General features: G+C 46.5%; 17 protein-coding genes and 2 pseudogenes. 1 reads left to right on the top strand and 18 read right to left on the bottom strand.

Going from position 1 to position 20,586, the window contains the following annotated elements:
- Positions 1-41: 41 nt before the first annotated feature.
- The 17 genes and pseudogenes from JWJ90_RS03055 to JWJ90_RS02975 all read right to left on the bottom strand — a co-directional run bounded on the left by JWJ90_RS03055 (position 42) and on the right by JWJ90_RS02975 (position 17,560).
- Positions 42-1,493 carry a glycosyltransferase family 39 protein gene (locus tag JWJ90_RS03055; RefSeq protein WP_205225720.1) on the bottom strand — a complete coding sequence of 484 codons (1,452 nt, stop codon included), beginning with the start codon at positions 1,491-1,493 and terminating at the stop codon, positions 42-44.
- 3 nt (positions 1,494-1,496) lie between these two features.
- Positions 1,497-1,859 carry a GtrA family protein gene (locus tag JWJ90_RS03050; protein WP_205225719.1) on the bottom strand — a complete coding sequence of 121 codons (363 nt, stop codon included), beginning with the start codon at positions 1,857-1,859 and terminating at the stop codon, positions 1,497-1,499.
- A 71-nt stretch (positions 1,860-1,930) separates the two neighbouring features.
- Positions 1,931-2,887 carry a glycosyltransferase family 2 protein gene (locus tag JWJ90_RS03045; RefSeq protein ID WP_205225717.1) on the bottom strand — a complete coding sequence of 319 codons (957 nt, stop codon included), beginning with the start codon at positions 2,885-2,887 and terminating at the stop codon, positions 1,931-1,933.
- A gap of 61 nt (positions 2,888-2,948) precedes the next feature.
- Positions 2,949-3,971, bottom strand: coding sequence for a glycosyltransferase family protein (locus tag JWJ90_RS03040; protein ID WP_205225715.1), 1,023 nt, complete (start codon positions 3,969-3,971; stop codon positions 2,949-2,951).
- Positions 3,972-3,991: 20 nt separating this feature from the next.
- Entirely contained in the window at positions 3,992-5,014 is a 1,023-nt protein-coding gene (locus tag JWJ90_RS03035; RefSeq protein WP_205225714.1) for a glycosyltransferase, read from the bottom strand.
- A gap of 91 nt (positions 5,015-5,105) precedes the next feature.
- Positions 5,106-5,270, bottom strand: a pseudogene (locus JWJ90_RS23895) (DapH/DapD/GlmU-related protein); the annotation flags it as partial.
- A 364-nt stretch (positions 5,271-5,634) separates the two neighbouring features.
- A complete protein-coding gene (locus tag JWJ90_RS03025; RefSeq protein WP_205225710.1) occupies positions 5,635-6,648 on the bottom strand; it encodes a hypothetical protein in 1,014 nt (337 codons plus the stop codon).
- Positions 6,649-6,710: 62 nt separating this feature from the next.
- Positions 6,711-7,559, bottom strand: coding sequence for a glycosyltransferase family 2 protein (locus tag JWJ90_RS03020; protein WP_205225709.1), 849 nt, complete (start codon positions 7,557-7,559; stop codon positions 6,711-6,713).
- Positions 7,560-7,620: 61 nt separating this feature from the next.
- Positions 7,621-8,751: a glycosyltransferase family 4 protein gene (locus JWJ90_RS03015; RefSeq protein WP_205225707.1), complete on the bottom strand. Its 1,131-nt coding sequence runs from the start codon at positions 8,749-8,751 to the stop codon at positions 7,621-7,623.
- Between the two features lie 16 nt (positions 8,752-8,767).
- Entirely contained in the window at positions 8,768-9,706 is a 939-nt protein-coding gene (locus tag JWJ90_RS03010; RefSeq protein ID WP_205225705.1) for a mitochondrial fission ELM1 family protein, read from the bottom strand.
- Complete coding sequence (gene msbA, locus JWJ90_RS03005) at positions 9,699-11,465, bottom strand: lipid A export permease/ATP-binding protein MsbA (RefSeq protein ID WP_205225704.1); 1,767 nt, start codon at positions 11,463-11,465, stop codon at positions 9,699-9,701. The genes JWJ90_RS03010 and msbA overlap by 8 nt, the downstream gene beginning before the upstream one ends.
- Positions 11,466-11,588: 123 nt before the next feature.
- Positions 11,589-13,814 carry a peptidase U32 family protein gene (locus JWJ90_RS03000; RefSeq protein WP_205225703.1) on the bottom strand — a complete coding sequence of 742 codons (2,226 nt, stop codon included), beginning with the start codon at positions 13,812-13,814 and terminating at the stop codon, positions 11,589-11,591.
- 108 nt (positions 13,815-13,922) lie between these two features.
- Positions 13,923-15,386: a sensor histidine kinase gene (locus JWJ90_RS02995; protein ID WP_205225701.1), complete on the bottom strand. Its 1,464-nt coding sequence runs from the start codon at positions 15,384-15,386 to the stop codon at positions 13,923-13,925.
- A 38-nt stretch (positions 15,387-15,424) separates the two neighbouring features.
- Positions 15,425-15,958, bottom strand: coding sequence for a bifunctional pyr operon transcriptional regulator/uracil phosphoribosyltransferase PyrR (gene pyrR, locus JWJ90_RS02990; protein WP_205225699.1), 534 nt, complete (start codon positions 15,956-15,958; stop codon positions 15,425-15,427).
- Positions 15,955-16,563, bottom strand: coding sequence for a phosphoribosylglycinamide formyltransferase (gene purN, locus JWJ90_RS02985; protein WP_240194721.1), 609 nt, complete (start codon positions 16,561-16,563; stop codon positions 15,955-15,957). The genes pyrR and purN overlap by 4 nt, the downstream gene beginning before the upstream one ends.
- A 22-nt stretch (positions 16,564-16,585) precedes the next feature.
- Positions 16,586-17,161: pseudogene (locus JWJ90_RS02980) on the bottom strand (IMP cyclohydrolase); the annotation flags it as partial.
- Positions 17,162-17,179: 18 nt separating this feature from the next.
- Positions 17,180-17,560: an RNA-binding S4 domain-containing protein gene (locus JWJ90_RS02975; protein ID WP_205225695.1), complete on the bottom strand. Its 381-nt coding sequence runs from the start codon at positions 17,558-17,560 to the stop codon at positions 17,180-17,182.
- 637 nt (positions 17,561-18,197) lie between these two features.
- Here JWJ90_RS02975 and JWJ90_RS02970 point away from each other — a divergent pair.
- A complete protein-coding gene (locus JWJ90_RS02970) occupies positions 18,198-18,944 on the top strand; it encodes a GTP cyclohydrolase I FolE2 (protein ID WP_205225693.1) in 747 nt (248 codons plus the stop codon).
- Positions 18,945-18,969: 25 nt separating this feature from the next.
- On the opposite strand, the gene JWJ90_RS02965 is transcribed toward JWJ90_RS02970, so the two are convergent.
- Positions 18,970-20,433, bottom strand: coding sequence for an NAD-dependent succinate-semialdehyde dehydrogenase (locus JWJ90_RS02965; protein ID WP_205225692.1), 1,464 nt, complete (start codon positions 20,431-20,433; stop codon positions 18,970-18,972).
- Positions 20,434-20,586 lie beyond the last annotated feature (153 nt).

The raw sequence follows: 20,586 nt of genomic DNA, 5'->3' as shown, positions 1-20,586 counted from the left end.
ATTCGCTGTATTTGAGGGGATTACCCCGTGACCGGTTACGATCATTGTCTCGAGCACAACTGGTAGTTGAGCGTGTAGGAGATGTCAGAGGAATACAGATATGGTTCCTGCAGCGCTCCAGTGCTGCAAGCATAATCCAACGCCTGAAGTCTTTGCAACACTTTTGGTTCCCTCTTGGTATAGAAGGCAAGAATAACGGATTTCTTCTGAAGAGCACTGTCCTGAATCTTCGTGACCACAAACCGCTCCGGAAAAAGGTGACGAATATTCCCCCCCAAAAAGTAGTTCTCCGCATACACCAAAGCATCCTCAGAACGAGCCATAATCTGCCCTATTTTGGGCTTCAACTCAACAAATGGTGTCTGAATACGACTGGCATGCTTCGTTAGATCAGACAGCCTTGGAAGCCCCAAATAACCTCCTGCTGAAAGGACAGCAATTGCAATACAGATGCCCCCCATTTTTTTTATCTTCGCTGAAATCACCTCTTGCGAAGTCGAAAGGGAGAAAAAAAGAGGAACATAGATCAAATACGGCAATAACCAGCGCTCTTTGATACTGGTTATGTTCAGGGCGACAATGAGCACCAAAAGCAACGCGTACACGGCTGCAAAGAAAAGGGTAAAATATTTTTTCCAGAGAGTGGACAGGGAAAACTGAAGCCCCTTTCGATACAGCACTCCCCAAACCACAAGCAGCAAGGCCGTAAAAGTCAAGGTGGCAAGAAAGAGGTCTGTGAGCCCCCCCAACATGGCAAATGAGGTCTCCGCAGGATTGTGTTGATGCATTCGCGCAACCGTTGATTTGGTTGCAGTCAGCACATGACCAAAGAACCAGATCACGTGGGGCGCTGTTATTAAGGCAAAACTACAGGCAGCCCAGAGCAGTTTTTTCTGCAAAAAGTTGCGCCGCAGTTCAGCAAAACACAGTGATGAAAAAAGAGCGGGGACCAGCAATAAAACAATATTATACTTTGAGAGGATCCCCACACCACAGGCCAGGCCAAAAAGGAGGAAACGTACAGCGGAGGTTTTTCCCGTAACGATCTGCACCAGGCTGTACATGCACAGTACCGAGGCCATGGTCACAAGAACAGAGTGGGTCTGATCGACCTTGGCTTCCCAGAAAATTTGCGGGATCAGGTACAAACCAAGGGTGGCAGCGATGGCTTTTCCCTGGCTCCCTGTGAGCAATTTTCCAAGTTTATAATAGAAAATAAAGGTGACACAAAAGATGAGGTTTTTAAGCAGAGAGAGCGAGAGAACATTGTCACCGAAAACCTGCATGGCAAACATCTGTAGCCAGGTATAGAGCGGCGGTTGTTCATTGTAGCCCCAGGCAAAAGATTGGGACAAAATAAACTGCTCGGCTTCATCCACCGAGAGCGTTGGTGAAAGGAAAAGTCGCTGAATGATCTGCGCACCAAAAAAGAGAACAATGAACAGGGTAAATGCATCCACCGGCCCGATCTTGTTTATTTTCTGGTCCGTCACAGATTAATCTCCAAAAGAAAACTTTTTCGTTAAAAAATTATAAAAAAAGATAACCACGACCACCAGACACTTTGCAACAAGGGGAGCATCCTCAAGCAGGGTCTTGGTTGTCAAAAGAAACACAAGCAAGCTGCTTAAAAATACGCCAATAACAGAGAAGATGGCTGAAAAAACAAAGGACACATACCATCTGCGGGTTGCCCGAAAAACCCAGAACCACTGCATCACAAAGTTAGCGACCATGCCCAAAGAGGCACTGAACATATTTGCACAATACGGCTCTAAGGTGCCAAGAAGCAGTGTATAGACACCCATATCCAGGGCAGTTGCCACGACAGAGGTTGAAAAAAACTTAATTATTTTCAAGGGGAAATATCTCAAAAACTGCTCAACGCAGGGACACTGTTTTCAGCGGGAAATGCAGGAGACATACAGGGTTACTCACCAGTCAGGTTGGGTTCCTGCTCCAGATTCGAGCGCAGGATCGCGTAGGAGGCTTTTCCCCGTTTTTCCTTGTGATGCACTAGAAGTTCAGCCAGCAGGCCACCGGTAATGATCTGAAAACCAATACCAATGGCAAGAATAGAGAGTGCAAACAGAGGGCTGGTCCCAATGGACTTGCCCATAACCCAGCGAAAACAGAAAAGATAAGAAAAAAGTCCCAAACCGGAACAACAAAAAAGTGCTCCAACAGGTCCGAAAAGGTGCAGGGGCCGCGTCAGGTAATTGGTGATAAAGATGACAGTGAGCAAATCGAAAAAACCACGGGCATAGCGCTCCAGACCAAATTTCGAATGGCCAAATTTGCGTGGATGATGGAGAACAGGAACCTCAGCAACCCGAAAACCTTTTTTATGGGCCAGAAAAGGAATAAACCTGTGCAGTTCACCATAAATATCGATTTCTTCCAAAACCTCCCTGCGGTAACACTTGAAGCCACAGTTGTAATCATGCAGCTTTAAACCACTGAACTTGGAGGTTATGAAGTTAAAAAATCTGGAAGGCAGTGTCTTCTCTATGGGATCCCGCCTATTTTCCTTCCAGCCGGTGACCACATCAGCGCCATTTTCTATCGCCTCTAAAAATTTTGGAATTTCAAGGGGATCGTCCTGCAAATCAGCATCCATGGTGAAGACTATCTCATGACTGACATGCTTAAAACCAGCGTTTAAGGCTGCAGACTTACCAAAATTTTTACGAAAGACGATGTATCGGATCCCTTGGTATTGACGAGCCAATTCTTCAATTACAGCCTGGGTACCGTCAGTACTCCCGTCGTTCACAAAAACAATTTCAACCGGAATGGAAATATTTTCAGAAACGGCAATAATGCCAGCACATAATTCCTGTAGAGAATCCTCTTCGTTGTAGACTGGTATAACAATAGAAAACATAAACTAACCTTGTTAGATAAAGAGATGAACGTTCACGGAGTCAGGAAAAATCAAAACAAAGCTACGATACCACCTGATCCTGCCATTCATATTGCTCTGTAAAAGGCTCTTCGAAGATGGTCTCGAGAAAAAACCGGGTGACTCGACATTCGTTATATGAAGTATGGGCTTTTTCATACCCACGTTGTGCATGCAACCGCCCTTTTTCCCAATCATTATGAAATGAAGTTACCTTAACAACGAGATCATCCAAGTCTGTAAAGTAAACGACCTCATCGTCTGAAAAAAGGAGGTCAAGGTCGGGGACCTGAGGAGTAAAAGTGAGTAATCCGTTACCAACAAGATGAGCCAAACGGTCCGATGAATACAAAGAGACGTCGTTATAACAACTAAAATTCAAGCCCATCCTTGAGTTGGACAACTTGTTTATATAGTTCTTCCCGAAAATTTTGGTGTCTTTACTTCCACCATACATACCTATATTAAACTGATGGGAGAGAGAAGATAAAGTCTGCAACATAAAGCGTCGTTCAGGAGTTGCGTGACCAATAAAAATGAGATCATGGATGTGTTGGCTGACATCAAAAGCTCGTCCGATCTCAACAGTTTTATCTATAATATTAGGGAAATAAGCAACAACCGTTTTTTTCCTATCGCCAAGTGCTTTTATAACGGGATCAACACCAACGGTTGTAAACAAGACATCGATTACCCCCATTCTCTCTTTCAAAAGAGCAATACGATCTGCTGGAAAAGGATCATCAACCCACCACATGGCTATTTTCATGTGAGGATTTTGTTTCCGAGCTGCTACAAGGTCTTGAGGCCGCAGTAATTCACTATGTCCCAAAAGTAACAGTTGAGGTTCTACCGATTCAATTGTCTTTAAAAAGGCTTTCACCATGGACTGACGTCCATATTTTGAAGAATGAAAAAGATTCAGACTTCTGGCAACATCACGGTAAGAGAAGTTGTACACATAATGCCCGTTTCGAATTAATCCATTACTAATTTTTCGGTCAGTACTATAGAGTGCGTCTCCAAATTTCCCTTCGCTAAAATTGGCTACATGTAAAATTTTCATAAAATTCAAGAAGAAAGGCTTCAACACATGCTTTCAAACAAGGCAATATATCGAGGAACAATCGATTTTGAAGAATATTGATCTTCATAAATTTGCATAGCCTTCTTTGCTTTCTTCACAGCCTCTTCAGGTGAATTTAACGCCAACAGAATGGAATGAGCCAAATCTTGAGCGTTATTAATATCAAACAACCAAGCCGAGCCAGGATCCAGGACTTCAAGAGGCCCTTTTGTTTTGGAAGATACAATAACCTTCCCCTTAGCCATGGCCTCTAAAACAGCAATACCAAAAGGCTCGTCGAGTGATGGCAGGACAAAGACATCCCCCTTTTCCAAAAAATGGCCAACATCATGAACCCATCCAACGAGTTCTACTTTTGACTCAAGCCCTAAGGCAGATATTTTTTGTTCAATATGTAATCTCTCAGGGCCATCACCACCAAGCAACAAACGAACATCTCCCCCCTGATCAGTAATGAGTTTTACCGCAGCAAGAAGCAGGTCAAATCCCTTTTTTTTGACAAATCGGCCATAGCTAATAATTACATTACTCTTTTTGTATTGCACTTCAGTACCACTATCTAACAAGGAGAAATGCGGCACAATTTCAATATCGACAGATTTAACCCCAAGTGACATCAAATATTTTTTTTGATCAGCAGTCCCTGGAATAAATTTAGAAATATTTTTATAATATTTCAGCTTTATGTAATTATGTATATTTGCCGCCACTGGGATTCTACACTTTCTCCCAACACGCCCTCCAATCATCGCCGCCCTGCATAAATGGGTATGAATCACATCGGGCTGATATCTAGAGACGATCCTTTCCAACCTAATTGTAGCCAAAAAACTATAATCGAAATGGACTTTTAATGTTGCGATGGTAATTTTATCATGGCGTAATTTATCCATTTCGACAAATTGAGGGTGACAGACAGCAATAACGTCAACTCCTGCTTCAGCAAGCGCAAAGCAACAATCAACAAACAGCCTCTCCGCCCCGCCGAACCCCTCAGAGAGCATTATCTGCATTACCTTCATAAATATTTATTCCTGTCCCAGCGGGTAATTTTAATACTACAATTCCCTTAAAAGCGAGTTACACGTCTGAAAGAAGTCCGATACTTCAAGGACGATACCGTATGATCTGAGCTGGTGCTCCCCCCACGATGGCATACTCCGGCACATCTTTTGTCACCACCGCATTCGCACCAATTATAGCACCACGAGAAATAGTGACCCCCTTTGTGATAACAGCACCATGACCTATCCATACATCATCGCCAATTTCAATCGGTGAGGTAGAGACTCCCTGCTGATTCATGGGCATGTCACGGCGTGAAAAGGCGTGGTCGGTATCCCGTATTGACGTACTTTGGGCTATCATGCAGTTATCACCGATAATAATTTTCTCGTTGCAGCCAATCACAGAAAAAGAGCCAATATAGGTATTTACTCCCAATTCAAGTTGCCCACTCCCCTGAATGATCACGTCATTCATCAAGACGTTATTCCCTTTAAAGAGGATCGTAAGATCTTTATCATTAAAAGGAAAACTCCTAACAAATACGCGCTTTCCTACTTGAAAGTCGCTTCCTACGATGTTTTTTTTATAGCGCAAATAAAAAAATATTTTACGAAATGACATTGCAAGCAAATAATTACGAACAAAAATTTTTAATTTTTTGTGAAATATTTTCTAAATAATTCTTCCACCAAAACTGCAGCGAAAATTGAGAATCAATTATTTCTTCCAAAATAATTTTGTATTCGCTTTCTATAGTCGGAATATTCTCTGAATATAGCTTCCCCCCCTTATCAAATACCTGTAATATTTTCTTACCATTAAAATATTCTTTATTGACTCTATCAATGTCCCCAGAGAATGATTCAGCTATATGTTGTTCCACTTTTTTATCATAAAAAATAGACACAGATTTCTCAGGGCTATTTTTTATGAGTTTATTTGTTATTTTTTCAGGAAAATCATAATTCTTTTTATAAATTTTTTTATTATAAACCATGTTAACCATTCGCATAAGTTCGATCTCAAAAAAATTTAACGAACGGTTAACAGTAACTTTTTTCATAGGTTGGATTAAACACTCATTTAACCCGAGCACTTTAGAAAAAGCGCTATCCAGATTTTTTTTATTTGAATTATAGTGCAATACATTTATTTGAGAAAAATGCCGTGACCACTTATCAACTACCGATATCTGCTCAACTTCCTTTAAAGAGTAAATATACTCCGAAAAAGATTTTTCAAAAAAATGCCTTTTTACAAGTTGATTATACTTGGAATATAACACATCATAAACATCTCGTAAAAATACGATAACAACTGGCTCAATCTCCAAAGATTCAAACAGGTTTTTCAAGCCAACTAATTGTTGATCAGTGAGGGATTGAAACTGCTCCGAAGAAAGCAGCACATCTTCATCTCCCTTTGCAAACAAATGTTCAAAAAACCTCGCCCCCCTTTCTTTATTGATAGCTTTAACAGCTTCAGCCCCATTGCCCGATGTAATTGTATATTGGCCAGTAATTTTACGAGTAAATGTTGGATAATAAATACCGTTTTCCAAAAGACAGGCAGCATTCTGATGGAGCCATAACTGTAATGCACTTGACCCTGTTTTTTCACAGCCAATGTGCATATAAATTTTTTTCATCAATACACCTTAACCAGGAAAAACATACTACTTGAAAGAGAAAAGAAGAAACTCAGATCCACTCAACACCACAAATCTGAAATAAATGGTGCCCCATTTTTATCAAAGGCCGTTCTTCCCTGCATAAAGGCTCTAACCCCTTCAGACTTCACTTTATATAATTTTCTTTTCACTGAATTTAAATTTATGATACTTTGAATTTTATACTCAAAGTACATCTTATACATAGTATTATAGTAAGTAAATAATTTATATTTATTCATAAAATAGCATCGAGACCAAGCATAATGCCATGCTTTTAAACATTCAATTTGCATTGAATCATCAGAGGATGCCCCACCAATATGGTCAAAAAAAACAGATGGGCACAATTTAATCTTCCCTCCTGAATTAATTACATCCTTACATAGACTTGTTTCCTCAAAAAAAAGAAATATGTTTTCATCAAAAAATTGTTCCATTTGCTCTGTGTCCAGCAGCATAGCAGCCCCAGAAACGTGTTCGACATCTTCCGAGTAGTCGTCATCGCCCCCTCTTCTTTCTAAAGATGGGGCCCAAATTCTGGTTGATGTTGCATCATTTTTTGCAATTCCGACTAATTTTACTAGATCATTTAAAGCAAATTTAATATCCGGATTAACGACTAAGACAAATCTTTTGTCTGAATTGTTTATTGCAAAATTAAGGGCTCTTCCATACCCAATGTTTTGTGATAAATTGAATACACGAATTTTTTTAAATTTTTCTCTTATTTTTTTGCCACTTTGGTCAGGGCTATTATTATCGACCACTGTTACTTGAACACAATCTTGATTTAAAATTCCTTCCCATGATTTATTACAGAATGAATCATAGCTATTGTACGATACAGATAGTATTTCTACGTTATTACAGATCTCACCATTAAGCATGCTAATAGTACCCAGGATCTTATTTATGCTTCGCCATAATTGTTTTCTAATTTCATACAAGTCAACTTAATATTTTTTTATATACGTCAACCGTCTGAGAGCACATTCGTTCCAGACTAAAATTACGCATGACATTATCTCGTCCTTTGATCCCCATGCGTGTTGCCCTATTTGCATCCTCGAGAACGAGTTGAATTTTTCCTGCCATGTCTTCATGGTCCCCTGGTTTGACTAAATATCCAGAATTTTCATCAAGCACAGTTTCTAGTGAACCGCCATGGGCAGTTGCAATAATTGGCACTTCCATAGCCTGTGCCTCAATAGCTATTCGACCAAAGGCCTCTGGCTGGCCTGATGATGCTGAAACAATAACACTTGCCAAATTGTATGCCGCAGGCATATCCGTACATGTTCCGACAAAGTGTACTCGCTGCTCTAATCCTGATTCTCTGACAAGGGCATGCAACCTTTCGGTATACCGACTTCCTTTTTCATAACCGCCAACAACAACAGCTTTCCAGGGCAGTTTTTTTATGAGGGCTAAGCACTTAATAAAGACATCTTGACCCTTCCATGAAGAGACTCTGCCCGGAATCATAATCAAGGGGATATCGTCCTGGGGTAGATTCCATCTCTGCAATAATTGTTGCTGTCGATCGATTGCAACATTATTTTTCGAAAAAATACTTGTATCAAGGCCACGGCTAATAACTTGTATTTTCCCCGATGAAATTTTATAATTTTCTTCTATGTGTTTTCTAATAACATGAGACACAGCTATAACGACTTCTCCTTTTGTCATTATTTCGCTATATTTATTTACTGAATAAAACCCATGAAATGTTGTTATAAATTTTGGTCGTTGCGTTTTTTTCATCAATTTTAACGCTAGATAAGCAACCCATGCAGGGACCCTTGACCGGGCATGTATTATATCTATTTTTTCAGCAAGAATAATCTCCTGTAATTTCCTGATTGAAAACAATGTTGCAGGTTTCTTTTCCCCAACGTTGAGTTTCAGGTGTCTGCAACCTATCGCTTCAAGCTGGGAGACCATGGGGCCACCGCCTGAAATAACAAGCGCATTGACATCATGCTCGACGAGGTATTTACTCAAATCAACAGTTCCTCGTTCCACCCCTCCTTCGTAAAGATCAGGTAATATCTGGGCAACAGTTATCTTTTTTTCCATAGGTATTGACGAAGAGTTACACTATCGGTTTCTCGTGAATAAATCTTGCAGTAATTTCTTTTGCACATCGCTTTGCTTCATTCAACTCAACCCCATGTTGCGTGCCGCTGTCCCCGATCTCGGAGGCTATGAGATGACGACTTTTAAGGTCTTGGATACAACGAACAAATTTATTCTCGGTCTTAAAGGTAACAGGGATAGTCGCGACCAAGCATCCGGCAGAGAGTGCTTCAAAAAGCATAGACAAACTGTCTTCAGTGACCAGGACCCAGTTATTGACCTCCAACTGTTTCTCGAGCCAGCCAGGTGGTGTTTCAGAAAAAGGGGCAAGAGTTAAAGCTTCCTTATCTGGACAAAATGATGAAAAAACTTGGAGAAAATCAGACGGTGTTCGAGGAGAGGTCGTCAACGTCCACTGGTATTGTGGATGTTGCTGTATCGCGTCAACAATAGTCTTAGAGATCTTTTCACTGCTCCAGATATGACTTTTTTCGTCAATCCCACCAACAAGGATCAGGCCCTTTTTGAGGTCATGGATCTTTTTATTGCTATTTAAGCCAGGAGGACCATCGGTAAACAGAACATTGTCGCCTTCCTCAACCTCATCATGTCGGGGAATACAGCACAAATCAAACCAATTCCGGATGACCTTCATTGGTGACATGCAGACGACTGTGCGTCCCCCTAAACGTTTTCGTAATGCCAGCATGATAAAGTGTGTATGGCTTCCCGTCCCCACGATTAAATCAGGAGAAAACTTCGCAATCTCCGCTGGTAGAGATCCCACAAGCAGGGATAAACTCCTGAGGATTGCCTTGTAGCCAGGCTTGATAAAGATCTCCCGGACCTCAACGCCATATTCTTCTTTCAGGGCAGCGACAATCCCCAATGATTGCTTTTCGTGTCCAGGTCGACCGTCCCGCACGACAAGGACTTTAAGTACTGTATCAGGCATGAGCTTCTACCATCTTATCTGGCTCTTGAGCATGACTAAACTGCAGCCTGTGAAGAGCGTGATACTCACCCTGCAGTGCCAGCAGACTCTCATGTGTGCCTTCTTCTACGAGGTGGCCATCTTTCAGAACAATTATTCGATCTGCGTTTTTTACCGTTGAAAGGCGGTGGGCAATAATGATCGTGGTTCTGTTTTGCATCAAGTTCTCTAAGGCACGCTGCACTTCACGTTCTGACTCTGTATCCAGTGAGGAGGTTGCTTCATCAAGAATCAAAATCGGAGCATCTTTTAGGATTGCCCGGGCAATGGAGACCCTTTGCTGCTGTCCTCCGGAAAGTCGTGAACCGGACTCCCCTATAACCGTGTCAAACCCCTGGGGAAGATCCTTGATGAATTCATACGCAAATGCTGCTTTGGCGGCTTGATGAACATCTTCTTCCGTACAGGATTTTCGTCCGTAGGCAATATTGTTTCTCACTGTATCGTTGAACAAAATGGTCTGCTGAGTAACCAGCGCTATCTGGGAACGTAATGAATGCAGGGTCAGATCACGTATCTCATGGTCATCAATTTTCAGTGATCCTTCGGTAACGTCATAAAAGCGTGGAATAAGGTTGGCAAGCGTGGTTTTACCGCTTCCACTGGGGCCTACAATTGCCAATATCTCACCGCGGCTCAAACGGAGGTTAAGGCATTGAAGAACAGGTCGATTCGGTTCATAGCAAAAGGTCACATCCTTGAGCACAATTTCCCGCTCAAAAGGTGGAAGTGTTACAGCATCCAAACGTTCTTGTATTTCAGGCTCAATATCCAACAAACCAAAAATTCGCCCCGCTGCAGCCGCTCCCTGTTGAAAAGTCGAGTTTATTTTACTCACTCCTTTAATCGGCTCATAAAGAAGGATGAGGGCGGTAAGAAACGACATAAAGGTGCCTGGCGTTGAGTGCCCGTTAAGGACCTCTCGACCACCAAACCAGATAATAAAAGCCATGCCAAATCCACCGATACATTCTGTCAGAGGATGAGAGAGGGCTCTGTTTTTTGTATCGAGCAACATGGTGTCCATGATCTCCTGCAGCTTGCCCGCAAAACGCTGCACCTCTTCTTTCTCCATGCTGAAGGCCTTGACGATACGGGCCCCTCCAATTGTTTCATGGAGGTTACTTGTCGCCTCTCCTATGTTGTCCTGATACACAACACTGATTTTTCGAAATCGACGCCCAAAAAAAACGATCGGGCCAACGGATAGTGGAATAAAAGCCAGCGAGATGAGAGCAAGACGCCAATCCATATAAAAGATGACTCCCAGTAGGCCGGCGACAGAACAGAGATCCCGTAAAAGCTGAATAAGGGCATAGCTCACCGATCTCTGAAGTAAATTCACATCATTGATGATTCTTGAAATGATTTTACCGGTGGGGGTTTTATGAAAATAACTGAGCGACAGGGTGTTGATGTGGGCATATACAGCATGACGCAAATCACGAATAACCCCGAGCCCGACTTTCTCCAAGAGGTAGGTGTAAAGAAAATAGAACACCCCCTTTACCACGAAAACGACAACCACCCCCAAGGGGAGCAAGGAAAGCAGCGATCCATTTTTATTAAAAAAAATTTCATCCAGTAGCGGCTTGACCATGTAGGCTTGAAGGGCATTGAACCCACCGACAACAATCATTGCCACCATAGCGATGAGCAGGCTACGGATATATGGCTTGAGGACATCAGCCATGCGTCGTAATATTTCTCTATTTGACATGAAGTATTCCGGTCTTTTGACCAGGCAGAAAGAAAATGATTTTTTAGGCCGATAGGCCTTTGTGTCTTGTTTTGCAGCTGGAGTGACAGATATACAAATGCAGGAAGGGTATACTCAGGGAATCTACGCCAACACTCCGGCATAATTGCCAGAAATAACTTCCGGTAAATCACCGCGACCGTGTATTAAAGCCGTTACTGTCATACTCTCCCGCTTCACGGCGCCGTTGCTGATATCAACGACAAAGTAATCAAGTCCCATTCGGGAAAGTTCTTCTGTGTAGGCAAGCAAAGAAAAACTCATATGTGCATAGGCGTAGACAGCCTCAGGTCGACGGTCAATATAATACCGCTCTCCCCTACTGCTGACAAAACTCCTTTGTCCCTGAAAATGGGGCGCATCTAAGCGCGCAGAAAAAAGCGGCGGTCGTCCATAGACGTATAAGCCGACCTGCATTTTCTTCCCCGCGTCATCCCCTCTCAAATCCTGACGGCTGGCAAGCGCCTGCTGCAGTGTCGCACGATCGGTCTCCAAAGAAAACTGGACACCAGCCAGGCCAGCATCCTGATACTGGAGAAGAGCAGGCGAGTTCAGCAGATTACAGCTATAATCTCCAAAGATTTCCAGGTCCCGGTGCGTTTGCTCGCCCAAAAGGGCCATCTGCGCTATATGGCCAATTTGAAAGCCGGTGCTCCCTTTCTCCAGTAACTGCCTGATCGCCTGCTGCTGCCAGGCGAGCTGTTCCTCCTGCATGACCTGGGGGAGTGCCCAGACCAGCTGATACGGCAGTGACTCGAACCGAGCAGCAGCCAGTTGTAGAAAACGCTCCAGGTTCAACGGGTTGAGCTCCAGGACAACACGACTCACCTGAAAGGGAAATCGCTGCCGGGCATGCTCCAGTGATGAAACCTTCAGCCACCATTGGGGCATGGGTGTGGACCTTGTCTTCCCCTGGCTCCCGTGGCGATATCGTTTCTTTTTTTCAGCAGCGTGTACCAGGGGGCCAATGCCAAGCTCCTGCAGCTGACGCTGGATGGTCTCCTGAGGAATCATGGGCTCTTCAAGCGCTGCAATCTTTCGTTTCACAGCCTGACTCTGTTTGTCAGAACGAGCACTTAGATCCACCCGAAACAGGAGCCCATGCCCCCCCTTCTGGAGGCTCAAATCTAAATCTGCAGCCAGAATGGTGACCTGTTGCCCCTTACCAGCCCGTTCCACCCGCCTTCCTTTAAACTCCATTGTACGCAAAGTAAAGCTTTTACGTGCACCACTCTTTTCCTCGTAGAGACGAAGCCGGTCCCCGTTGTTGAGTGGTGCCTGCAGGGTAACCTGGAGTCGAAGGGGACGCCGCTTCGGTGAGCGCCCTTTACTTTGTTCAATTTTTGTCACCTTCCCCACCAGCTCACCGCTGCTTCCGGCGAGATTTGGCTGAATAAGACGTCCCTCCTGGCCACTGATAAAAAAACCGGTCGAGCGTTTTCGGCCCATGGCCTGGTCCAGGGAGCGCCCAGCCTCCTTGAGAATGCGTTTCTGCTCATCTGGTGGCTGATCCAAACCGTCCAAAACCAAACGATAGGCATGGACGACATTGCGCACGTAGGCAACGGATTTCAGCCGCCCTTCAATCTTCAGGCTGACCACACCGGTCTTCCGCACCGAGGAGAGCGCCTCAATACCGCATAAATCGTTCATGGAAAAGAGATGCCCTCCTTTCTTCCCTCCAGAACTGCGCCCCTTTTTTCCCGATGACACCCAATCGTAGCTTCTGCGGCAGGGTTGGACACATTGACCGCGCAGGCTTGATTTACCGCCATGTAAACTGGAAAAACGGCAGAGACCTGAATAACTAAAGCACATGGCTCCATGAATAAAAATCTCAAGCTCCACTCCGCACTGGGCATGAATGGCGGCTATCTCTTTCAGGCTCAGCTCTCGTGCCAGTACCACCCGTTCAAAGCCAAGCTGCTTAAAATACGTTGCGGCCATTGCCGTATTGACGGTCATCAAAGTGGAGGCATGCACCTTGATTTGCGGGAAATACCGGCGGGCGAGGTACAGCAGGCCCAAATCCTGAATAATAAGGGCATCCGGTTTGATGGCAGCAAACTGGTGTAGCGATTCCAGTGCCAGGGGCACCTCGCTCTCTTTGACCAGGCTGTTCATAGCCACGTAGATTTTTTTTCCCTGTTCCTGGGCATACCTGGTCATGCCTGCGATATCCCCAAAGGTAAAATCACGACTCAAAGCCCTGGCATTCAGTCCGGGGGAACCGACATAAACGGCATCCGCCCCCTCACGCAACGCGGCCTCAAAGGCGGCAACACTGCCAGCCGGAGCGAGCAGTTCCATGGATGATCTATCTTGTTGATTCATACAGAGAGAAAGGAAGGAAAAAAGACAAACGACACACCGTCACCGGCAAACCAAATTGGAAATTTCATGCACTGTTGTTTGCTGTTAGTCAACGGTTGTATTGAGCATCAATGGGTAGTCGAGTGGTGGTATGGGGAGGATAAAAAAGAAGTTGTTTCCTTCGGGGGTAGGTTCATATCCGACTTGACCACCGTGCATTTCAACCACCAAACGGATAAAGGACAGCCCATGCCCGGTACCTGGAATGGCCGAATCGTCATCGCCACGCATCCCCTCCTGGAAAAGACGATTGCCCTCCTCAATGTCCATGTTGGGGCCGGTGGTAAAAACATTAAACTTAATCCCCTTTTGGCCGGTACGGTTAAAATTTTCGACGACTTCCCGCCCATAGGCCACAGCTTTGCGCGGGAGCCCGGTGTGATCGATAACCTCTTTTGTATACTTGGCCGCGTTCGAGAAAAGATTGGCATAGACCTGTGCCAACAACCCGATATCCACAAAAATAGGAAACTCTTCCTCATACATATTCCGAGGACGCTCCACCGAAACATTGGCAACCTTAAGACGGCTTGCATAATGTTCCAACTGTGGAATTATCACCTCTTTTTCCACAAAACAACGCCTGGGATGCAGCACCAGGTGCCCGCGCTCGAAATGTTCGCGCCGAAACAGGCTCTCAATAAAGAGGCTCATATTGGCGTGATGTTTGACGATCTCCTGGTAATACTCAAACAGTTCATCCTGAAGCGATTGCAACCTGCCGCAGCAATGCACGCAGGTTCCGGGCAGTGAATCCGGTTCGTGACTTGTAACAATCTCATTTTTCAACTCATCAATCAGCCCGATCTTCTTCTTGAGTTGATTGAAAAGGTGGCGAAAATACATGTTGGGCACAATGATATTGTGCTCAATATCGATCACCAGGGTGTTAATGAATTTCAATCGCTCGATATTCTGGCGGGCAATGAGTCGATTATCCAGGTTATAGCCGATACGGTTTGCAAATTTGGCAAAAAAGAATTTATCAACTTCTGAAAGCCCTCCTTTTTGCCGCACTACATACATTCCCAGGATACGTGAACCGCCACACAACCCGTGGAGATTATTCCACATGCGGATCTGTTCTCTCCCCTTCGCAGACTGAGCTTCCTTATCGCTTCGCTCATAGGGATGCTTGCTGAAGATGGGCACCATAAAGGCCCCGGCCATCTCGTAGGGGGTATCGCTCTGCTGTATGGGAAAACGGGCAGGTTCCGGGTGCTCCAGTACTCCTCGCTCACTTGAGCAGATCAACTGCAACCCTTCATCCCCCCGGCAAAGATACAGTGAACTGGCAACCCCAACCAGGGCCAGTGGCACAGACACACAGATCCGGTAGAAATCGTCCAGGCTGTCATACTCCTGAGCCAGATCGAAAAAAGCCTTGAGAAAATCGTTACGCCCCTGGGAGAAGTTGTACTTCTCGTAGCTCTCTGCCTTCTCCCGAATGCGCTGGCATACGCTTCTCAAGTCTGGGGGGATGGTATTGTTCTCAGCCGGATCTATCATGGAATCGAAGGGAGTAAAAACTCCTGAGAGTGTCTTGATTACTGTGGGGAGAGTACCACAGCATCCCGATCATCATGTTCACGCAACAAGACATCTACCCGCTCGTTCCGAGTGGGAGTCACAGCCATTCCCACATAATCGGGCTGAATGGGCAGCTCGCGTCCTCCACGATCAACAAGGACCGCAAGCCCGATGGAAAGCGGGCGTCCATAGTCCATGATGGCATCCATCGCCGCACGGATAGTTCTTCCGGTGAAGATGACATCATCCACCAGAATGACCCGCTTGTCCTCTAAAAGAAAGCCGATATCGGATTTTTTTACGATCGGATTCTGTGAGATAAGGCTCCAGTCATCCCGGTAGAGGGTGATATCAATAGAGCCAACGGGCAATTCTATATTTTCCCGCTCTTCGATCTTTTCTTTGATCCGCTTTGCCAAATAGACTCCACCAGTATGGATACCAACGATAGACAGATCAGCAACCCCGTGGTTACGTTCAACAATCTCCAAGCTGATTCGATCCAGGCTGCGTTCGATATCACTTTCGATCATGATGGTCTGGGTCGTCATGTTCTCACCTTCTTCCAAAAATAATCAATCCCCTTCTCGGCGACCATGTTGATCGCCTCGGGGTAGACCTCACACTCCACGGCAAAAACTTTGTCGGCAATATCATCGGGCGTGTCCGCGTCCTCAAGTGCAACGCAGCGCTGGAGGACAATAGGCCCCTGATCATACAACTCATTGGCAAAATGAACGGTACAGCCGCTGACCGTGCACCCACGAGCCTTAACCGCCTCATGCACATGGTGCCCGTAATACCCAGCCCCGCAGAAAGACGGAATCAACGAGGGGTGGATATTGAGCACGGCCCTGTTCAACGCTTCCGGAGGCGTATAGAGCTTGAGGTAGCCGGCAAGGGCTATCATATCAACCTTGTAATCAGCCAACAGCGTGTTGATCGAAGCGTTATCCTTGGCATAAAAGGCCGGATAGCCATAGCGGGTAGCCTTTTCCAGCCCCAAGGCTGACTCAACGTTGGAGATAACCACCTGGATCTCGGCTTGGAGGTTACCTGCCTGAATGCGCTCGTGGAAGTTATCAAGCGTTCTGCCGCTTCCAGAGAGCAGGACCGCCACCTTAAGCATCGCCCTCTCCCCGGGTAAAGTATCCATTGGTCTCCGGGTCGACCTTGCGCAACCACTCTATAATGGCCGTATCGTAGGCGGAAGTCAGCTCAAAGACCTTACAGGCAAGACGAAAGCGAGTTTTGAGGGTGGTATTGCCCTGGGCACGGATTTCCTCGAGAACCACCGCATAATCTGCCGGGTCGACAATAACGGTCACATCTTCAAAGTTTTTTGCGGAGGCTCGAAGCATAGTCGGACCACCGATATCGATATTTTCAATGGCATCATCCAGGCTACAGTTGGGATCGGCTACAGTTTTTGAAAAAGCGTAGAGATTCACAGCTATGATATCAATGGGCTTGATCCCATGCTCCGCACACTGCTTCTGATGTTCGGCATTTTCGCGCTGGTTTAGAATACCGCCATGAACCAACGGGTGCAGGGTTTTGACCCGACCATCGAGCATCTCGGGAAAGCCGGTGAACTCGGAAACATCCTTCACTTCCAGGCCACTTGAACGCAGCTTCTGGGCAGTTCCGCCGGTGGAGAGGATTTCAATTCCCAACTCAGCCAAGGCTCTGGCAAAATCCTCACATCCCGATTTATCGGTCAGGCTGATTAACGCCCGCTCAACTTTTCTCATCTTCGCTCCTTCAATAACCTACTCTTTTTTTAAAAACTGGCGGATTTTTCGCCGTTCACGTTTTTCCGGACGCCGCTCGGGCGGTTTGCCTTGCAGTTTGAGTATACGCCGCTGCTCAGCCAACATCTCCCTTTTGGCAATTGACTGGGCGGTCTCTTCATACAAGCTCTGTGCTATTTTGGCAGGTCCCCGCTTCTCACTCAGGGCGACGACCTCAAGGGTAAATTCAATATAATTTCGACGAACCACCAAGATATCGCCCACCTGCACGGAGCGCGAGGGCTTCACTCGGTTGCCATTGAGGCTGACATGCCCCCCGCTGACCGCTTTGGAGGCCAGAGACCGGGTTTTAAAAAAACGGGCAGCCCAAAGCCATTTATCAATGCGAACTATATCCATTTACACACTGTTTTTTTGATCCTGAATCCGTGACGGCGGGTGGTTACTGAACAAGGTATTCTCTTAATGAGACGGAGATTTTTAAGCTGGTTCATTTGTTGTTCAGTTTCACTCGCCGCCCCTTGGGGAATCCATCCGCACGCCACCTTCATTGTTCGTAACAAGCCGATAAGGTGTACTTTAATCGGCATGTCATAAACAACGAAGCTGACACACCAATGAATACTCACGGGGTCAGATTGATTATAAAGCCCAAAATACCACAGTTTACCAGCAGGATCAAACAAAGAAGAATGCTAAAAACGGCCTATTTTTGCCCAGAAACAACAGAACACGAACAAACAGAAGCAGGTCTTGCCCATTGGGTAAAAATCGAGTAAGGGGTGCTTCTTTTGCGCAGCAACCGTGACAAACAAATTTGAACTGTTGTACTATAAGTACTCAGATCGTATGTGAGCTCCCGACTGCTCGTTTCCTATCCACCCCAAAGGACACACAGGCAATCGCACTAAATAGTGTCCATCAAGAAATGAGGATTTTTGTTCAAGTTCAGGTAAGCCCTGACTCCGAAAAGACCGTTTCTGGATGGGTACTAAATAAGTGCTGAAAACCTGTGCACAGCCCCTGAGATTTGCCCATGTCTTTACAATCCGTCGGTATTAGCGACTTCACCTGCCCGGTACAGATTCCTCAAAAAAACGGCGGAATGCAGCAAACCGTCGCGACCATGAACCTGATGGCCCAGATCCCCAAAGAACATGCGGCCTCCGGCGTCGGCCTGATGCATGGAATACTTACCCGCTATCTGCCCAATATCCATTCGGGTGTTTTTCCTGAACTTTTAAACGAGGTACGTCTGCAACTGCAGGCCGATACGGCGGAACTGGTGATGCATTTCCCCTACTTTCTCAAGAAAGAAGCCCCGGTCACCGGAACTGCAAGCCTGATGGAATATCAATGCTCCTTTAGCGCCGATGCCACAACTGGCCCAGAACCACTGTTGACCGTCAGAGTTCCGGTGACCACTCTGTGCCCCTGCTCTAAAGAAATCAGTACTGCCGGTGCGCATAACCAGCGAGCTGAGGTCACCCTTCGGATACGCCCCCTGGCAATGATCTGGCTTGAAGACCTGATAAGCCTGGTTGAGGCTTGCGGGTCCTGTGAAATCTATGCGCTGCTCAAACGGCCGGATGAAAAATTTGTCACAGAGCGTGCCTATGCCCAGCCGATGTTTGTCGAGGATGTCGTGCGCATGGTGGCTGAGCAGGTGATGGCGCTTGCCGATGTCGCCTGGTTTTCCGTAGGCGTGGAGAGTTTTGAATCCATACATAACCACAGCGCCTATGCCTATGTCGACAGCGACGACCTTAAGCACTTAACCTAACGGCCTTCCAAGCTCCAGAATATGCTTACAGAGGAGCGTCCAGCCCCCCCAGACAGAGGTACTTCAGCTCCAAGTACTCCTCTAAGCCGTATTTTGAGCCTTCACGGCCAATGCCCGATTCTTTGATACCGCCAAAGGGCGCAGCCTCTGAAGACATCCGTCCGGTATTGATCCCGACCATACCGTATTCCAGAGCTTCGGCCACCCGCCAGATACGGTTGATATTCTGGCTGTAAAAATAGGCGGCCAATCCGTAGGGAGTGCTGTTGGCCAGGCTTACAGCATCCCGATCCTCTTTAAAGGAGAAGATAGGAGCCACAGGGCCAAAGGTCTCTTCACGGGCAATGCGCATATCCTTGGTCGCACCGAGGAGCACGGTGGGGGCGTAAAAATATCCGGCCTTGCCTACCCGCATACCTCCACAGGCGATCTCTGCCCCCAGAGTCACAGCATCTGCCACCTGCGCTTCGACCTTATCCAGGGCCGCCTGATCGATCAGTGGCCCCTGCTGCACGCACTGGTCAAAGCCACTCCCCACCTGGAGCTTTTGCACTGCGGCAACCAGCTTCTCCGCAAACTCAGCATAGATCCCTTCCTGAACGATAAAGCGATTGGCGCAAACGCAGGTCTGCCCTGAGTTACGATATTTTGAAGACATTGCTCCACGTACGGCAGCGTCCACATCCGCATCGTCAAAGACCACAAAGGGCGCGTGCCCTCCCAGCTCCAGCGATACTTTTTTCACGGTGCCGGCGCAATCGCGCATAAGTCGCTTGCCCACAGCGGTCGAACCGGTGAAACTCAATTTTCGAATCAGAGGGTTGGCTGTCATCTCCTGGCCGATTTCCTGGGCAGGCCCTGTGATCACATTAAAAACACCTGGAGGGAAACCGGCCTTCTGGGCCAAGAAAGCCAGAGCCAGGGCTGAAAAAGGTGTGCGTGCTGCTGGCTTGAGCACTACAGGGCAGCCTGCGGCCAAAGCGGGAGCAGCCTTACGTGTCACCATCTGCGAGGGGAAATTCCAGGGAGTGATGGCGGCGCAGACGCCCACAGGCTCTTTGAGGACAACAATACGTTTCCCCTTTTGGGCCATAGGCATGGTATCGCCATAGATCCGCTTGGCTTCCTCGGCAAACCACTCCACATAGGAGGCCCCATGCAGCACCTCCCCCTGTGCCTCGGCAAGGGGTTTTCCCTGCTCCAGTGTCATAAGGACAGCCAGATCCAGATGGTGCTCGACAATCAGCTCATACCAGCACCGCAAAATGCGGGATCGCTCATCAACACTCAGCCTTTTCCAGGCCGGCCAGGCCCGAGAAGCAGCATCTATCGCCTTCTGGGTTTCTTTTTGGGAAAAGGCCGGTACTGTGCCCACCAAGGCGCCAGTGGCGGGATTATATACAGCAATGCGATCTGCCCCTGAACCATCGGTCCAGGTGCCATCGACAAAGCACTGGGAGCGCAGCAGCTCCTGACAACGTAAATTCATTGCCCCCCTCGCAACGATTCCAAAAGAAAAAACAGGCAGCACGCCGCAAAAGAGGCTGTCGCTGCCTGCCTTGTAACCGGATTCTCGAAGGCATTGGTATTCCTTCAAAGAAACCAGGTATGCTCTATGTAGACTAACAGGTTTGTGCTATCT

This window comes from Desulfobulbus rhabdoformis (assembly GCF_016919065.1).
GTDB lineage: Bacteria > Desulfobacterota > Desulfobulbia > Desulfobulbales > Desulfobulbaceae > Desulfobulbus > Desulfobulbus rhabdoformis.
The sequence above is the reverse complement of the archived record's forward strand: the minus strand, read 5'-3'. Positions and strand labels throughout refer to the sequence as shown.

Excerpts from the sequence above, each read along its gene's own strand:
- JWJ90_RS02995 (WP_205225701.1), bottom strand. The coding sequence starts at position 15,386 with ATGATAGATCCGGCTGAGAACAATACCATCCCCCCAGACTTGAGAAGC.
- JWJ90_RS03045 (WP_205225717.1), bottom strand. The coding sequence starts at position 2,887 with ATGTTTTCTATTGTTATACCAGTCTACAACGAAGAGGATTCTCTACAG.
- JWJ90_RS02975 (WP_205225695.1), bottom strand. The coding sequence starts at position 17,560 with ATGGATATAGTTCGCATTGATAAATGGCTTTGGGCTGCCCGTTTTTTT.
- JWJ90_RS03025 (WP_205225710.1), bottom strand. The coding sequence starts at position 6,648 with ATGAAAAAAATTTATATGCACATTGGCTGTGAAAAAACAGGGTCAAGT.
- JWJ90_RS03040 (WP_205225715.1), bottom strand. The coding sequence starts at position 3,971 with ATGAAAATTTTACATGTAGCCAATTTTAGCGAAGGGAAATTTGGAGAC.
- msbA (WP_205225704.1), bottom strand. The coding sequence starts at position 11,465 with ATGTCAAATAGAGAAATATTACGACGCATGGCTGATGTCCTCAAGCCA.
- JWJ90_RS02970 (WP_205225693.1), top strand. The coding sequence starts at position 18,198 with ATGTCTTTACAATCCGTCGGTATTAGCGACTTCACCTGCCCGGTACAG.
- JWJ90_RS03020 (WP_205225709.1), bottom strand. The coding sequence starts at position 7,559 with ATGCTTAATGGTGAGATCTGTAATAACGTAGAAATACTATCTGTATCG.
- JWJ90_RS03010 (WP_205225705.1), bottom strand. The coding sequence starts at position 9,706 with ATGCCTGATACAGTACTTAAAGTCCTTGTCGTGCGGGACGGTCGACCT.
- purN (WP_240194721.1), bottom strand. The coding sequence starts at position 16,563 with ATGGATACTTTACCCGGGGAGAGGGCGATGCTTAAGGTGGCGGTCCTG.
- JWJ90_RS03015 (WP_205225707.1), bottom strand. The coding sequence starts at position 8,751 with ATGGAAAAAAAGATAACTGTTGCCCAGATATTACCTGATCTTTACGAA.
- JWJ90_RS03000 (WP_205225703.1), bottom strand. The coding sequence starts at position 13,814 with ATGGAACTGCTCGCTCCGGCTGGCAGTGTTGCCGCCTTTGAGGCCGCG.
- pyrR (WP_205225699.1), bottom strand. The coding sequence starts at position 15,958 with ATGACGACCCAGACCATCATGATCGAAAGTGATATCGAACGCAGCCTG.
- JWJ90_RS03035 (WP_205225714.1), bottom strand. The coding sequence starts at position 5,014 with ATGAAGGTAATGCAGATAATGCTCTCTGAGGGGTTCGGCGGGGCGGAG.
- JWJ90_RS02965 (WP_205225692.1), bottom strand. The coding sequence starts at position 20,433 with ATGAATTTACGTTGTCAGGAGCTGCTGCGCTCCCAGTGCTTTGTCGAT.